The sequence below is a fragment of the Lysobacter olei genome (assembly GCF_054777355.1).
The window spans coordinates 41,357-54,609 of the sequence record NZ_BAAHAT010000004.1 but is presented as its reverse complement, the minus strand read 5'-3'; the positions used below and the strand labels follow the sequence as shown (position 1 = coordinate 54,609).

The following is a 13,253-nucleotide window of genomic DNA, read 5'->3' as shown; positions in this document are numbered from 1 at the left end:
CCGGCCGCCGGCATGAAAATCGTCGAAGTCCAGCATCCGCTCGTCCAGCACAAGATGGGCCTGATGCGCCGCAAAGACATCAGCAACAAGGAATTCCGCGAACTGGTGGCGGAGGTCGGCACGCTGGTGGCATTTGAAGCCGCCCGCGACCTGCCAACCGAGGAGGCGGTCATCGAAGGCTGGGCCGGCCCGACCCGCGTACGGCGGCTCGCCGGCAAGGTCACGCTGGTACCGATCCTGCGCGCGGGATTGGGCATGCTGCAGGGCGTGCTGGCCGCGCTGCCCACCGCCCGGATCGGCGTGGTGGGGCTAAAGCGCAATGAAGAAACGCTGCGACCGGACCGGTATTACCTCAACCTGCCCGCGCGCATGGCCGAGCGCGTGGCAATCATCGTCGACCCGATGCTGGCTACCGGCGGCAGCACCATCGCCGCCATCGACCAGCTCAAGTCGCAGGGCTGCCAGCGGATCAAGGGCGTGTTCCTGGTCGCGGCGCCGGAAGGGCTGCGGGCCGTGGAAGCCGCGCACCCTGACTTCGAGGTGTATACCGCGGCGGTCGACGAGCGGCTCAATGACGTGGGCTACATCCTGCCTGGCCTGGGCGATGCCGGCGACAAACTGTTCGGCACGGACCTGGACTAACGGCGATCCCCTGCCGAGAGGCCGCGACGCCGGCGCCTGAAGGTCACCAGGGTTACCAATGCGAGCCCGACCAGCCCTCCCGTTCCCCACAGCCACCATTGCCAGGGAACCGTGCCGGCTTCGTCGATGGGCTCGAGGGGTTCCTCGAGGGGCGGCGGCGTGACTGGAAGGGCGGCGGCTGCCACCGGCTGCCACACCCCATCGCGCAACTCCACCTTGCCCAGCAGCGGCGGCAACACCAGTTCGCGCCACGTGACGCGCAGATCCCCGATCTGCGGGTCGAGAGGATTCTCGCTGCTGCTCAGCCCATCGCCGTCGGGCTGGAACGTGGCCGCCAGGTTGGCCGGCAAGCGCCGGTAGCTGGGACGGAACTCCCGCCATTCGCCCAGCATGCGCAAGACGTCCGGGGCAAGCGGCTTGCCATTGAGGGTGGCATCGGTGGACCACCAGCGCTCGCCGCCAATCGGCAGCTCACCCGGATTGCGGTGCGCTACATCGAACTCGCCAGAGTCGATGGGCGCGGCATTCCACACGGGCTGGTAGCCCGCGCCTTCGCGCCGCCACTGGAGCATTTCCACCCGCCGGTCGAGCCCGAACTGACGGGTTTCCACGCGGAAGTCGGGGTCGCGAATGACGCGCCCGGGCTGCGGCACGGGCACCGGCGCCTCCTGCGCCCGCGCGACCTGCCCCACCACCAGCAGCGCAAGCACTGCCAGCGCAAACTTCATGCCGCCAGCGCCCTTGCGTGCAGCTCGGCTACCTCATGGGTCGTACCGAACTTGCCCTTCTCGTCACGGGTGACCTGCGCCAGCGCGCAGCCCGGATCGTGGGTGAAGAACAGGTGCACGTTGCGCGCCAGCTTGTCGGCGAGGAAGGTCTTCTTCTCGTCGATCAACAACTCCGCATTGCGGTCATAGCCCATGGTGATGGGCACGTGCACCCACGGCCGCCCGGGAACCAGGTCGGCGCAGAACACCACGCCCCCGTGCGACTGGCCGTCCACGGTTTCGGGGCCGACGATTTCCGACAGCATCAGCCCCGGCGTGTGGCCGCTGCTGAAGTGGAAACGCACGCTGTCGCCCAACGTTCGGCTGTGCGGGCCATCGACCAGTTCCAGCCGGCCAGTGGCTTCAATCAGCGCGGGCAATTCCGGGATGAAGCTGGCGCGGTCGCGGGCGTGCGGCTGCAACGCGCGCTCCCAGTGCTCACGGCCGACGACGTACGTGGCATTGGGGAACACCAGCCGTGGCGGCTGGCCTTCCTCCCACTGCGCCAGCAAACCGCCGGCGTGGTCGAAATGCAGGTGCGAGAGCACCACCACGTCGATGTCCTCGGGCTTGAAGCCGGCGGCGGCCAGCGAGTCGAGCAGCACATGGCGTTCCTCGACGACGCCGTAGCGCTCGCGCAGCTTGGGCTCGAAGGATGCGCCGATCCCCGCTTCGAACAGCACAGTCTTGCCGTTGAGCGGCGTCGCCAGCAGCGCGCGACAGGCAAGATCGATACGGTTCTGCTCGTCCGGTGGCGCCCACTTGGCCCACATCGCGCGCGGCGCGTTGCCGAACATGGCCCCACCGTCGAGCTTCTGGCTGTTGCCCAGCAGCGACCAGAGTTTCATGTCCACCACCTCACGCGCACGATCCTGAATGACGACCAATGATAGCGCCGTCGCCTGCGTCCAGCCGCAACGACCCAATCACGCCGCGATGCGTTATGCCGACATGGCGGACGTGTCGCACGGGCGACCACATCGCCCAACGATGCCCTGCGCGCAGACCGGTAAAGCCGTCCGCGCGCGGCCCACCCGCTTACCGCGTTGACGGCGCCAGCAGCACGTCGGCCTTCCCCACTGGGTTGCGCGGATCGGTGCCGCCTTCCAGCGTGTTGTTGACCTTGTCCCAGGCCACGGTCTGCAGATTGCCCCACGGCGGCTCGCCGGCGTTGACCTTGTGGCCCATCGCTTCCAGCGCCTTCACCGTTTCCGGCGCCAACGCTGCGGCTTCGGCGGAGATCACGTCAGGCATCCATTGGTGGTGGATGCGCGGCAATGCGGCGACCTGCTGCGATGTCAGGCCATCGTCGTAGCCGAGGATGCCGAGCAGCACCTCGGTGATGATACGGCTGCCACCCGGCGCACCCAGCGCGGCCACCTTGTCCTTGGACTCGATGAAGCTGGGCGTCATCGAACTGAGCATGCGCTTGCCGGCCTTGGGCGCATTGGCCTCGAAGCCCATCACGCCGAAGGCGTTGGGCGTGCCCGGCCGCAATGCGAAATCGTCCATCTCGTTGTTCAGCAGCACCCCGGTGCCGGGAGCCACCAGCCCCGAGCCGTACAGCAGGTTGACCGTCTGCGTGGCGGCAACGCGATTGCCTTCGGCATCGATGATGGAGAAGTGCGTGGTCTCGTCATCCTCCAGCGGTGCCGGCTGGCCGGAGAGCAGTTCGCTGGGCAGCGCCTTGTCCGGGTGGATGGACGCGCGCTGGCCGGCAGCGTAATCGGGGCTGGTCAGGCGCGCCACGGGCACGCGGACGAAATCGGGATCACCCAGATAGATCGTGCGATCGCGGTACGCGCGGCGCATCGCCTCGGTGATGAGATGGGTGCGGTGCGCGGCATCCAGCTTGGACAGGTCCCAGCCTTCCAGGATCTGCAGGATCTGCGCCATCGCCACGCCGCCCGACGACGGCGGCGGTGCGGTGGTGACGTCCCATTCGCGGTACTTGAACCGAAGCGGCTCGCGCTCCTTGACGCGGTAGCCGGCCAGTTCATCGGCGCGCCATTGCCCGCCCTCCTGCTCGACCGAAGCCAGCAGTTTCTTCGCCACGTCACCGCGGTAAAATCCGTCGAAACCCTTGTCGCCCAGCAGTTCCAGCGTGCGCGCCAGATCCGGCTGCTTGAGTATCTCGCCCACCTGCGGCGGCGTGCCATCGGCCAGGAACACCGCACGGGTGCCGCGGTAGCGCTCCATCACCTCGCGACGCGTGGCGTAGCCCCGCTCCAGCCGCGCGTAGATGGGGAAGCCTTCGCGCGCGATGCGGATGGCCGGCGCCAGCGACGTCTTGAGCGACAGCCGGCCGTAGCGTTCGGCCAGGTGCACCAGCGCCGCGGGCAGGCCGGGGATGCCGGCCGACCACGGCCCATTGACCGAGCGGTCGCGGTTGAGCTCTCCCTTGGCATCCAGATAGGCCTCGGGCGTGGCGGATGCGGGCGCGGTCTCTCGCGCGTCGACGAACACGTCGCGGCCGGTACGCGCATCGTGCAACAGGAAGAAGCCGCCGCCGCCAATGCCGGAGCTGATCGGCTCCACCACCGACAACGTCGCCGACACCGCAATGGCCGCATCAAAGGCGTTGCCACCCGCGCGGATGATTTCCATGCCGGCATCGGTGGACAGCGTGTGTGCGCTCGCGATGGCAGTCCCCGGCGGCGTGACCGGGGATCGGGTCGCAGCGCCGGATTTCATCTCTGCCACAGGCGCCGCGGGCTCCTGCGTCGCTCCGTTACCGCGTTCCGCGGGACCGGCCATGACCGGCGCGACCACCAAACCAACCGCCAACAACAGCAGCGCGGTGCGTGCGCGCAGATCAATGGGCATGCGAAATCACTCCTGCCGCAGCCTCGCCAGCTTGGCGAGCAACTGCTCTTGGGTTTCAGGGTATTCGGGATCAGGGTCGATGCATTCGACCGGACAGACGACCACGCACTGTGGTTCGTCGAAGTGACCGACGCATTCCGTGCAGCGCGCGGGATCGATCACGTAAATGGTCTCGCCCTGCGAAATGGCCTGATTGGGGCAGGCGGGTTCGCAGACGTCGCAGTTGACGCAGAGTTCGTTGATCTTCAGCGACATGGCGGTGGGGCGCCAGCACGCCGGCGGTCCCTGCCGCGCCGTGACAGGCACGGCAGGGAGGGCCGGTTACTTGGTTTCGATGAACTTGTAGTCGACGCCGGCCGGCGCGACGGCCGCCTTGACGCGCTCGTTGTCCGCCGACTTGCCCAGGAACAGCACCTTGACGCCCTTCATCGCGCCCGGCTGGACCTTGGCGAACGAGGCGACCACGAGATCAGCCATCTTGGCCGACGACGGCGAACCGTAGGCGACCAGGTTGCCTTCCAGGATGCCGCGCTGCAGGTCGGTGGAGGCCTGTTCCAGCAGGCGGTCGTAGTAGCCCTGGAAGTCCGGGGTGTCCTCGGCCGGCAGGAAGTACAGGTACGGCTGGCCGGTCACGCCATCGAGGTTGCGCTTGACCACATCCTGCAGGTAGGTGCCCCAGGCGTTTTCGTCATTGGTGGTCGGCGCGACCAGCGGCGCCTCGACGACGGCTTCCTGCTTGGCGGCGTCTTCCTTCTTGCACGCGGCCAGCAGCGGCAGCGCGAGGCAGGCGGTGAGCATCAGGCGGGTGGTGGTCTTCATCGGGGAGCCCCTGTTGTGGTGTGTGGTGCGGTTGGAAACGCTTGGAGACTTGGATCGGAAGTCGGTGCGCGCGGCAGTGGTCAGCCTGCCGCCCGGCGCCACTGCGCCTGCAGCGCGGCGGCCACGGCCGGTGGCACGAAGCCGGAGACATCCCCGCCCAAGCGCGAGATTTCCCGCACCAGCGACGAGGAAATGAAGCCGTACTGCTCGGCCGGCGTCAGGAACAGCGTCTCGACCTCGGGAATGAGGTGGCGGTTCATGCTGGCCAGCTGGAACTCGTATTCGAAGTCGGACACCGCGCGCAGGCCGCGGAGCAGCACCCCGCCGCCCACTTCGGCCACGAAATGCGCCAGCAGGCAGTTGAACCCGCGCACCTCGACGTTCGGATGGTGGGCAACAGCCTGTTGGGCCAGCTCCACGCGCAGGTCCAGCGGAAGCGCCGGGCCTTTGGCGGGGCTTTCAGCCACGCCGATGATCAGCCTCTCGAACAGCGGCGCCGCACGGTCGACGAGGTCGACGTGGCCGTTGGTGATCGGATCGAACGTGCCGGGATAGACGGCGATGCGTTGTCGGGCCGCGGTCATGCGTAGGTCATGGGCTGGGGTGGCGCAACGGAAAGAACCGGACGGACCGGCCGTGGTCAGGCCAGTGTATCAGCGGCTGCCGGGCGCCGGCGGTACAGGGCGTAGCGGACGTCCCGGGTGTGGCCTTCGCGGTGGAGGTCCCATTCCGGGGGAAGTTCGGGGGCGACGCCCGTCGGCGACTCGACATACAGCCAGGCCTGCGGGGACAGGCAGGCGACCAGCCGGGGCAGGACGGCTTCCCACAGCCCGGCTGAGAAGGGAGGGTCGAGGAAGGCCAGGTCGAAGCGGCCCGCCTCCGCGGTGGCCAGCCAGGCCAACGCGTCGGCATTGACCACCTGCGCGGCTTTGCCGCCCTCCAGGCGGGACAGCGTGCCAGAGAGGGCTGTCGCAAGGCTGCGGTCGCGCTCCACCAGGACGGCGGACGCCGCGCCCCGCGACAGCGCCTCCAGCCCCAAGGCGCCGCTGCCGGCGAACAGGTCCAGCACCCGCGCGCCGGGCAGTACGGGCATCAGCCAGTTGAACAGGGTCTCGCGCACCCGGTCGGCGGTCGGCCGAAGGCCGGGCGCCTGCGGGACGTCCAGCCGCGTGCCCCGCCATTTGCCGCCGATCAGCCGTACGCGCCCGGGCGTCCCCGAGGCGGGCGAACGGGGGCCGGCAGAGCGTGGGGGATGGGGGGCTTTCATCAGGGACTCGCAGGGGCCGGTGCTAGCATGTGCACATTCTCGCGCATTCACGGAATGTCCCCACGCGATGCTCAGTTTTTTCCGCCGCAAGAAGCCCGACGCGGCCGCCACCGACGTCACCAAGCGCCCCAGCATCGATGAGCTGGCCGCCGCCTTCCCGCAGGCTTCGCCCCCCGAAGGTGACGATCGCCCCGCCGATGCCCCCTTGCCCACCGGCGAAGCCCCGGCGGACGACCCGGCGACAGCCGCGCCAGCACAGCCTGATGCCGCTCCCGCACACCCGGGGGCTTCAGGGACGCATTCACTGTCGGAACCGCTGCCGGCCGAAGTCATCGCGGCCGCGCTGGAGACCGAATCTGCCCCCGGCCACATGGGTGCGGTGGCCGCACACGAGCGGGTCCCTGAGCACCCGGCCGATACTTCGGCGCCGGAGGCCGCCAGCGCCCCCCTCGCCCCGACCACTCATTCTTCGGCCGCGGATGCAGCCGCCGAGGGCAAGAAGGGCTGGCGCGACCGCCTGCGCGGCAGCGCCTTTGCACGCGCCTTTGGCGGCCTGTTCTCGCGCAACCCCAAGCTCGACGATGACCTGCTCGACGAGATCGAGACCGCACTGCTCACCGCCGACGTGGGCGTCGCGGCCACCACGCAACTGGTCGAGAGCCTGCGCAAGCGCATGAAGGCCCGTGACTTCGCCGATGCCCAGGCCCTGCTGGCCGCACTGCGCGCCGACCTGCTGGCCATGCTCCGGCCGGTCACGGTGCCCTTGCAGATCGACCGTCAGGCGAAGCCCTTCGTGCTGCTGACGGTGGGTGTCAACGGCGTCGGCAAGACCACCACGATCGGCAAGCTGGCCAAGCGCTTCAAGGATGAAGGCCGCACGCTGATGCTGGCCGCCGGCGACACCTTCCGTGCCGCCGCCGTGGCCCAGCTGCAGGCCTGGGGCGACCGAAATGGGGTGCCCGTCGTTGCGCAAGGTCAGAATGCCGATGCCGCCTCCGTGGCCTTCGATGCGCTGCAAGCCGCCAAGGCGCGTGGCACCGAGGTCCTCATCGCCGACACCGCAGGTCGCCTCCACACCCAGCAGGGGCTGATGGCCGAACTGGGCAAGATCAAACGTGTCCTGGCCAAGCTCGACCCCGCTGCGCCGCATGAGGTGCTGATGGTGATCGACGGCACCACTGGCCAGAACGCGCTGTCGCAGCTTCGCCAGTTCCATGCGGCGGTCGGCGTGACCGGGTTGGTGGTGACCAAGCTCGACGGCACGGCCAAGGGCGGCGTGGTGTTCGCGCTGGCGCGCGAGTTCGGCATTCCCATCCGTTTCGCTGGCATTGGCGAACGGCCGGAAGACCTGCGGGTGTTCGACGCCGAGGCCTTCGTCGACGCGCTGCTGCCCGAAGCGCTGGGCGCCTGAGCGACGCATGGTCCCAACGAACCGGTCCGCCGCGGGATGATGGGGCAGCGCAGGCGCGTCCTGTTGGCCGTGTTGGCGCTGGTCGTGGCCGGCATTGCCGCCCTGCTGTTCTGGACCAGTCGCCCCCCGCAGTTCGCCCGGCTCGTCACCGGGGCGCTCGGCCGCTCGCTAGGCCTGGAAATCAGCGCCCGCGGCACCAGCGAATACCGCCTGCGCGGGACCCCGGTACTGGTGCTGCGCGAGGTGGTGGTGCGGGAGCCCGGTGCTGCCACTGCGCTACTGCGTGCCGACCGCATCCATGTCTCGTTACCGTGGTCCACCGTCCGCAGCCGCGGCCAGTCGCTCTCGATACGCCGCATCGAACTGGACAGCCCACGCCTGGATCTGCCCGCAATGCAGCACTGGCTGTCGTCGCGACCGCCGAGCAAAGAGCGCATCCCGACATTGACCGATGGTCTGCACGTCAACAACGGAACCGTCATCGGCACCGACTGGTCCATCGATGGCATTGAACTGCGCCTGCCGTCCCTCCACCCGGACCGGCCGGCGCGCGCGCGCCTGCGTGGCCGCTACCGCGACGCCCCACTGTCGGTCCCTTTCGACCTGGACATTGCCTTGTCCCGCCCGGCCAGGCAGGCAGACCTGTCCGCGCGCGGCGAACTCACGCTGGATCACGGCGACTGGTCGATGCCGGCGTCGATAACCATATCCGGCCCACTGGACCTTGGGTCGGACGCAATACGGCTGACACCGGCACGCATCGGCATCGCAACCCAGTATGTGGGCGGCGAACAGCGCATTCCCTTTTCGCTGGGCCTGCATGGACCGCTGCGGTTCGTCGACGCCACCTGGACGTTGTCGCCTGCCAGTGTCGTCCTGCGCGATCGCGCCGTTCGCCACGGCGGCACCGCGCCGCCCACTATCGTCCCTGACCTGCATTCACGCGGCCGGGTAGTGATCGGCAAGGCGCTGTCGGTCGAACTCGATGGCTCGATCGCGAGATGGCCGGCAGGCTGGCCCACCCTGCCGCCGCCGATTGGCCAATCCACGTCCCCGCTGCCGTTCCGCCTCGGCTACGAAGGCGCCGCGGATCTTTCCGCCCCCACGACGCTGGCACTGCGCCGCGATACGACGCGCTTCGATGGTCGCTTCCGCGTTCCCGCGGTACTGGAGTGGACGCGCGCTGCCTCGAGCGGCAACCCCCTGCCCCCCTTGTCGGGCACGCTGGTAACGCCTCGCGTGGATATCGCCGGCGCCCAACTGGAAGGGGTGGAACTGCAATTCGAAGAAAGTGACGGTGCCGCCCCATGAGCGTGGAGACGTTCGCCCCCCGACTCCTGGCGTGGTTCGACGTATCCGGCCGCCACGACCTGCCCTGGCAGCACCCGCGCACGCCGTACCGCGTATGGCTGTCGGAAATCATGCTGCAGCAGACCCAGGTCAAGACGGCAGCCCCCTACTTCGAGCGTTTCGTCGCGGCGCTGCCGACCCTGCCGGCGCTTGCCGCCGCGCCCTTGGATGACGTGCTCGCCCTCTGGTCGGGCATGGGCTACTACGCCCGAGCGCGCAACCTGCACGCGGCCGCGCAGCGTTGTGTTGAAGTGCATGACGGTGAACTGCCGCGCGATATCGATGCACTCACGCGCCTGCCCGGCATCGGCCGCAGCACCGCCGCGGCGATTCTTTCGCAGGCGTGGAACGACCGCCATGCCATCCTCGATGGCAACGTCAAGCGCGTGCTGAGCCGCTACCACGGCATCGACGGTTGGCCTGGCCAGCCTGCGGTGGAAAAACGACTGTGGGCCCTCGCGGCGGCGCACATCGACAGCCCGCACCTGCCGGATGCGCGGATGGCGGATTACACGCAAGCGCAAATGGATCTCGGCGCGACGTTGTGCACGCGAAGCGACCCGGCGTGCGTGCTGTGCCCACTGCAGGACGATTGCGTCGCCCGCCGCGAGGGCCGCACCGCCGAACTGCCCACGCCAAAACCCGGCAAGCCGTTGCCGCAGCGCCAGGCACGGGTGCTGTGGCTGGAAGACACCAGCGGCCGCATCCTGCTGCAGCGTCGTCCGACCCGCGGCATCTGGGCCTCACTCTGGACCCTGCCGCAGGCTGAAGACGAAGCCGGTGCGAAAGCCTGGTTTGAGGACCACGTGGCGGGTGAGCTTCTGCGCGGCGACCAACTCGCACCGATTGCCCACGCCTTAAGCCATTACAAGCTTGAATTGCAGCCTCTGCGCGTGCGCCCGGTCGCCCTGCGCACGCACGTGGGCGACAATGACGACCTGCGCTGGGTCGCCCGCGATGAGTTGGAGTCGCTGGGCATCCCGGCACCGATTCGACGGCTGCTGACCGGCGCCTGATCCCCATCAAGGATGCCGGGCCGACGCACCCGCATCCTTGCACCCTCCCCATCCACGGAACCGCCATGCCCCGCACCGTCTTCTGCCAGTACGAACAGCGCGAAACCGATGGCCTGGATTTCATCCCCTGGCCAGGCGAGCTGGGCAAGCGCGTTTTCGCGGGCGTGGGCAAGGCCGCGTGGGCAAAGTGGCTCGCACACCAGACCATGCTGATCAACGAGAATCGCCTGTCGCCGATGGACCCCAAGCACCGCGCCTTCCTTGAAGGCGAGATGCAGAAGTTCCTGTTCGGTGGCGGCGCGGAAAAGCCCGCCGGTTACGTGCCCGAAGGCTGAGCCATGGCGCGCCGATCGCTCTCGGCGTGACGAATGGCCTTGATGTCCACGGGGCGGATCTCGCGGATCTGACACGGGATGGCCGGCGCATTGCGATCCAGCACTACCACCTTGTCGAACCGCGCGTAGACCGTGCCCATCTGGCTGGTCACGTTGATTGCGCTGGCGAAATCCAGCCCCGGGCAACTGCCGCTGAGCTCCAGCAGGTAGACGTCGTTGGGCCGGGCCCAGACCGCCAAGGCCTCGTCGCCCAGTGGTGTCCAGCCCTCCAGCGCGGTGAAATAGCGGAAGCTCTGAACGGGTTCGCCGGCATGCGCCCGGTAGATCTCAAGCCGGTCGGAATCACTGAGCCGGTTGGTGGCGCAGCCTCCCATCGCGAGCGCTGCCGCGACAACCATCAACAGCATGCGTTTCATTGCTGCCTCCTCACAAAGTGCCTTGGCATCCTGGAACTGCGCCCATGATGCGCCTTCGCTGACGGCATGGCACACGGCCCATTTCAATGTTCAGCCACGGTGGTGCTTGCCAGCCGGCGCCAGTACCCGTATCATGCCGCCTCTCGCGTTACCGGCGAGTTGTTGGCCGGGTAGCTCAGTTGGTAGAGCAGGGGATTGAAAATCCCCGTGTCGGGGGTTCGATTCCCTCCCCGGCCACCATTTTCCAGGTAACGCTGAAACGTAAGCCCTGCAAGGCCCTGAGCCCTGCGGGGTTTTTCGTTTTGCGACCCACCGTACCAGTCCGTGGCCCATCGGGGGTAGCTCAGGGATCGCGCGCGCCGTGCACGACCAACGCGACCACCGCACGGAGACATCGCATCAATGGCCGCCGGACACCGACAGCCAGTCGATCACGCTGCCATGCGGTGCTCGTAGTACGGCCGGTCTCGGTCATCCAGGATCGCGTAGAGCGCGTCCAGATTGTCCGGGTCAGGATTGAGCCACGCATCGATGTGCTCGGGCTTGATGGGGATGATGCAGCGGTCATGGCCCGCCGCCGCCACCTCCGGCGGCGGCGCGTCGGTGATCGCGGCGAACGACCACAGCTCCTCGCCATCCACCCCCTCCCAATGCGACCAGAGGCATGCGACCAGCATGTCGTGGGCGGGCCGCGGCCGAAATTCGAGCACCACGTTTTCCTCGGCCTCACCCGGGGCGAGTTCACGCCCTTCCGCGGCGTGGCGCGCCACGTTCTCGTAGAAGGCGTTGACCACCATGATGCCGTGTGTGTGTCCGAACTGGCCTTTCCAGAATCCTTCCAACTTGTCCCGGCGGGCGTTGTAGGTCCCGGGATATTTGGTGTCATAGAAGGCTGGCTTTCCCGCCGGCCGGCACTGGTAGCGCATTGGCTTGACCACCCTGCGTCCGCCTTCCGAGATCAACACCGGGGCATACCAGCCTGGAAAAATGCGGCTGTCCCGCTCCTTGGGTTCGCTGCGCTTTGTGTCCGCAATCCTGCCCTTGGCCCACTGGATCTTGGACGTGGCGATGCGCTGGTTTTCCAATGCGCTCTTGGTGACCTTGCTTCGAAGTATGCGCTCCGCGTCCGCAAGCCGCTTCTTCTGCTTGAACAGCTCCTGTTCCAGCTTGGTCAACTGCGCAGCGTCGTAGGCCCGGATGAGCTCGCGAATTTCGCGTTCTTCCGGACTGCTGGGGTGCGCGAAAGCAGCGTCCAGAGCCTTCGGAAGCCGGATGGGAGCACCGCCATGGCGACTCCCATACAGTTTCACGAATTCCTTGAGCGAGATATCCGCACCGAACATGCGGACATACTTCTCGTAGGCGGCCTCGACCAGCGCGGAATAGCACATGGGTGGAGCATACCTCCGGCGGCCATCCGTATCAGGTGGCGTGCGGCCTGCTGGCCTCGTACGCCTTCAGGTGCGCGTACGCGATATGCAGCAGCGGGATGCGGCCACGCTGACGCCCGGCGCGTTCAATCATGTCGCCCACGATATGGTCGGCCTCGATGCGTCCGCCACGCTGGATGTCACGCAACATCGATGCGGTCAGCGTGGATCCGGTCTCGGTCAGCGACTGCCGGGTACGCTCGATCATGGCCGGATCGGGAGCGTGGCCGGCCTCCGCGGCAACGACCAGGCAATTGTCCAGCAATTCCAGGGTGATCTCGCGTCCACCCGGCGCCGCCATGACATGGCCCACGGACGCGCGCATCAGGCAGGTGATCCCCGCCAGCGTGGCGAGGAACACCCACTTGTCCCACATGTCCTGAAGTATGCGACGGCTCGGGCGCGCATCGAATCCTGCATCGGACAATGCCGCCGTGACCTGCTGCATGCGTATCGAGGCGCTTCCATCGCGCTCGCCAAACGTAAGGCTGTGGGTGCGATTGAGGTGGCGGATCACGCCTTCGGCATCCAGCGTGGCGGCGATATGGCACTGGCCACCCAGAATCCGCCCGGCACCAAAACGCGCGTCCAGGACGTCCAGGTGGCCAAGGCCATTGAGCAGCGGCAGGATGGCCGTGTCATTGCCGACCGCAGGCGTGATGTCATCCATGACATGGGCAAGGTCGTACGCCTTGCAGGCCACGATCACCAGGTCGAACGGTGCGTCCAGCGCGTCGCGGGTGATGGTCTGCGGCTGTGCCAGGTCGATGTCGCCAAATTCGCTGCGCACGCGCAATCCCTCCTGCGCAAGTTTGGCAGCGCGGGCTTCCCGCACGAGGAACGTGACATCACGACCAGCCGCTGCCATCCGTCCGCCGAAATAGCCACCTACACCGCCCGCGCCCACCACCAGGATTCGCATCGTCCAATCGTCCACTTCATCGGGGTCATCCATGGTACCGGGGACGCAGTAG

15 protein-coding genes and 1 tRNA gene are annotated in these 13,253 nt (G+C 67.7%); 6 read left to right on the top strand and 10 right to left on the bottom strand.

The features are described from left to right. The first annotated feature begins 12 nt into the window (after window positions 1-12). Window positions 13-642, top strand: a complete 630-nt coding sequence (gene upp / locus ACYVBS_RS06915; protein WP_460822683.1) for a uracil phosphoribosyltransferase — start codon at window positions 13-15, stop codon at window positions 640-642. Here upp and ACYVBS_RS06910 read toward each other — a convergent pair. From ACYVBS_RS06910 to rsmD, 7 genes are all read right to left on the bottom strand, one after another. Continuing rightward, window positions 639-1,370 (bottom strand): TMEM43 family protein, encoded by a 732-nt coding sequence (locus ACYVBS_RS06910; protein ID WP_460822682.1) that lies wholly within the window; start codon window positions 1,368-1,370, stop codon window positions 639-641. The genes upp and ACYVBS_RS06910 overlap by 4 nt on opposite strands. After that, window positions 1,367-2,257, bottom strand: a complete 891-nt coding sequence (locus ACYVBS_RS06905) for an MBL fold metallo-hydrolase (protein ID WP_460822681.1) — start codon at window positions 2,255-2,257, stop codon at window positions 1,367-1,369. Before ACYVBS_RS06905 ends, ACYVBS_RS06910 begins: the two co-directional genes overlap by 4 nt. 190 nt (window positions 2,258-2,447) lie before the next feature. Next, a complete protein-coding gene (ggt, locus tag ACYVBS_RS06900) occupies window positions 2,448-4,166 on the bottom strand; it encodes a gamma-glutamyltransferase (protein ID WP_460823005.1) in 1,719 nt (572 codons plus the stop codon). A 75-nt stretch (window positions 4,167-4,241) separates the two neighbouring features. Then, a complete protein-coding gene (locus ACYVBS_RS06895) occupies window positions 4,242-4,490 on the bottom strand; it encodes a YfhL family 4Fe-4S dicluster ferredoxin (protein WP_460822680.1) in 249 nt (82 codons plus the stop codon). 66 nt (window positions 4,491-4,556) lie between these two features. Further along, on the bottom strand, window positions 4,557-5,054 hold the full coding sequence (locus ACYVBS_RS06890) for a hypothetical protein (RefSeq protein ID WP_460822679.1): 498 nt from the start codon (window positions 5,052-5,054) through the stop codon (window positions 4,557-4,559). An 80-nt stretch (window positions 5,055-5,134) separates the two neighbouring features. Continuing rightward, the gene (gene coaD, locus ACYVBS_RS06885; protein WP_460822678.1) at window positions 5,135-5,638 is read right to left on the bottom strand and encodes a pantetheine-phosphate adenylyltransferase; all 504 of its coding nucleotides are present in this window, start codon (window positions 5,636-5,638) and stop codon (window positions 5,135-5,137) included. Window positions 5,639-5,694: 56 nt separating this feature from the next. Further along, window positions 5,695-6,321 carry a 16S rRNA (guanine(966)-N(2))-methyltransferase RsmD gene (rsmD, locus tag ACYVBS_RS06880; protein ID WP_460822677.1) on the bottom strand — a complete coding sequence of 209 codons (627 nt, stop codon included), beginning with the start codon at window positions 6,319-6,321 and terminating at the stop codon, window positions 5,695-5,697. 67 nt (window positions 6,322-6,388) lie between these two features. Here rsmD and ftsY point away from each other — a divergent pair, with 67 nt between their 5' ends. The 4 genes from ftsY (at window position 6,389) to ACYVBS_RS06860 (ending at window position 10,433) form a co-directional block, all read left to right on the top strand. Continuing rightward, window positions 6,389-7,732, top strand: a complete 1,344-nt coding sequence (gene ftsY, locus ACYVBS_RS06875) for a signal recognition particle-docking protein FtsY (RefSeq protein ID WP_460822676.1) — start codon at window positions 6,389-6,391, stop codon at window positions 7,730-7,732. Between the two features lie 39 nt (window positions 7,733-7,771). Next, window positions 7,772-9,043 carry an AsmA family protein gene (locus ACYVBS_RS06870; RefSeq protein WP_460822675.1) on the top strand — a complete coding sequence of 424 codons (1,272 nt, stop codon included), beginning with the start codon at window positions 7,772-7,774 and terminating at the stop codon, window positions 9,041-9,043. Beyond that, window positions 9,040-10,098 carry an A/G-specific adenine glycosylase gene (gene mutY / locus ACYVBS_RS06865; protein ID WP_460822673.1) on the top strand — a complete coding sequence of 353 codons (1,059 nt, stop codon included), beginning with the start codon at window positions 9,040-9,042 and terminating at the stop codon, window positions 10,096-10,098. The genes ACYVBS_RS06870 and mutY overlap by 4 nt, the downstream gene beginning before the upstream one ends. 65 nt (window positions 10,099-10,163) lie before the next feature. After that, window positions 10,164-10,433: an oxidative damage protection protein gene (locus ACYVBS_RS06860; RefSeq protein ID WP_460822672.1), complete on the top strand. Its 270-nt coding sequence runs from the start codon at window positions 10,164-10,166 to the stop codon at window positions 10,431-10,433. Here the strand turns inward: ACYVBS_RS06860 and ACYVBS_RS06855 are convergent. After that, on the bottom strand, window positions 10,415-10,849 hold the full coding sequence (locus ACYVBS_RS06855; RefSeq protein WP_460822671.1) for a DUF6491 family protein: 435 nt from the start codon (window positions 10,847-10,849) through the stop codon (window positions 10,415-10,417). The genes ACYVBS_RS06860 and ACYVBS_RS06855 overlap by 19 nt on opposite strands. A gap of 164 nt (window positions 10,850-11,013) precedes the next feature. Here ACYVBS_RS06855 and ACYVBS_RS06850 point away from each other — a divergent pair. After that, a tRNA-Phe gene (locus tag ACYVBS_RS06850) sits at window positions 11,014-11,089 on the top strand. Window positions 11,090-11,280: 191 nt separating this feature from the next. On the opposite strand, the gene ACYVBS_RS06845 is transcribed toward ACYVBS_RS06850, so the two are convergent. Both ACYVBS_RS06845 and panE read right to left on the bottom strand, forming a co-directional pair. Beyond that, complete coding sequence (locus tag ACYVBS_RS06845) at window positions 11,281-12,240, bottom strand: SOS response-associated peptidase family protein (RefSeq protein ID WP_460822670.1); 960 nt, start codon at window positions 12,238-12,240, stop codon at window positions 11,281-11,283. A 31-nt stretch (window positions 12,241-12,271) separates the two neighbouring features. Continuing rightward, a complete protein-coding gene (gene panE, locus ACYVBS_RS06840; protein WP_460823003.1) occupies window positions 12,272-13,201 on the bottom strand; it encodes a 2-dehydropantoate 2-reductase in 930 nt (309 codons plus the stop codon). Between the last annotated feature and the right edge of the window lie 52 nt (window positions 13,202-13,253).

Excerpts from the sequence above, each read along its gene's own strand:
- ACYVBS_RS06860 (WP_460822672.1), top strand. The coding sequence starts at position 10,164 with ATGCCCCGCACCGTCTTCTGCCAGTACGAACAGCGCGAAACCGATGGC.
- ACYVBS_RS06895 (WP_460822680.1), bottom strand. The coding sequence starts at position 4,490 with ATGTCGCTGAAGATCAACGAACTCTGCGTCAACTGCGACGTCTGCGAA.
- ACYVBS_RS06845 (WP_460822670.1), bottom strand. The coding sequence starts at position 12,240 with ATGTGCTATTCCGCGCTGGTCGAGGCCGCCTACGAGAAGTATGTCCGC.
- ACYVBS_RS06870 (WP_460822675.1), top strand. The coding sequence starts at position 7,772 with ATGGGGCAGCGCAGGCGCGTCCTGTTGGCCGTGTTGGCGCTGGTCGTG.
- ACYVBS_RS06910 (WP_460822682.1), bottom strand. The coding sequence starts at position 1,370 with ATGAAGTTTGCGCTGGCAGTGCTTGCGCTGCTGGTGGTGGGGCAGGTC.
- ACYVBS_RS06905 (WP_460822681.1), bottom strand. The coding sequence starts at position 2,257 with ATGAAACTCTGGTCGCTGCTGGGCAACAGCCAGAAGCTCGACGGTGGG.
- mutY (WP_460822673.1), top strand. The coding sequence starts at position 9,040 with ATGAGCGTGGAGACGTTCGCCCCCCGACTCCTGGCGTGGTTCGACGTA.
- panE (WP_460823003.1), bottom strand. The coding sequence starts at position 13,201 with ATGCGAATCCTGGTGGTGGGCGCGGGCGGTGTAGGTGGCTATTTCGGC.
- rsmD (WP_460822677.1), bottom strand. The coding sequence starts at position 6,321 with ATGAAAGCCCCCCATCCCCCACGCTCTGCCGGCCCCCGTTCGCCCGCC.
- ACYVBS_RS06890 (WP_460822679.1), bottom strand. The coding sequence starts at position 5,054 with ATGAAGACCACCACCCGCCTGATGCTCACCGCCTGCCTCGCGCTGCCG.
- ACYVBS_RS06855 (WP_460822671.1), bottom strand. The coding sequence starts at position 10,849 with ATGAAACGCATGCTGTTGATGGTTGTCGCGGCAGCGCTCGCGATGGGA.
- ggt (WP_460823005.1), bottom strand. The coding sequence starts at position 4,166 with ATGGCCGGTCCCGCGGAACGCGGTAACGGAGCGACGCAGGAGCCCGCG.
- upp (WP_460822683.1), top strand. The coding sequence starts at position 13 with ATGAAAATCGTCGAAGTCCAGCATCCGCTCGTCCAGCACAAGATGGGC.
- coaD (WP_460822678.1), bottom strand. The coding sequence starts at position 5,638 with ATGACCGCGGCCCGACAACGCATCGCCGTCTATCCCGGCACGTTCGAT.
- ftsY (WP_460822676.1), top strand. The coding sequence starts at position 6,389 with ATGCTCAGTTTTTTCCGCCGCAAGAAGCCCGACGCGGCCGCCACCGAC.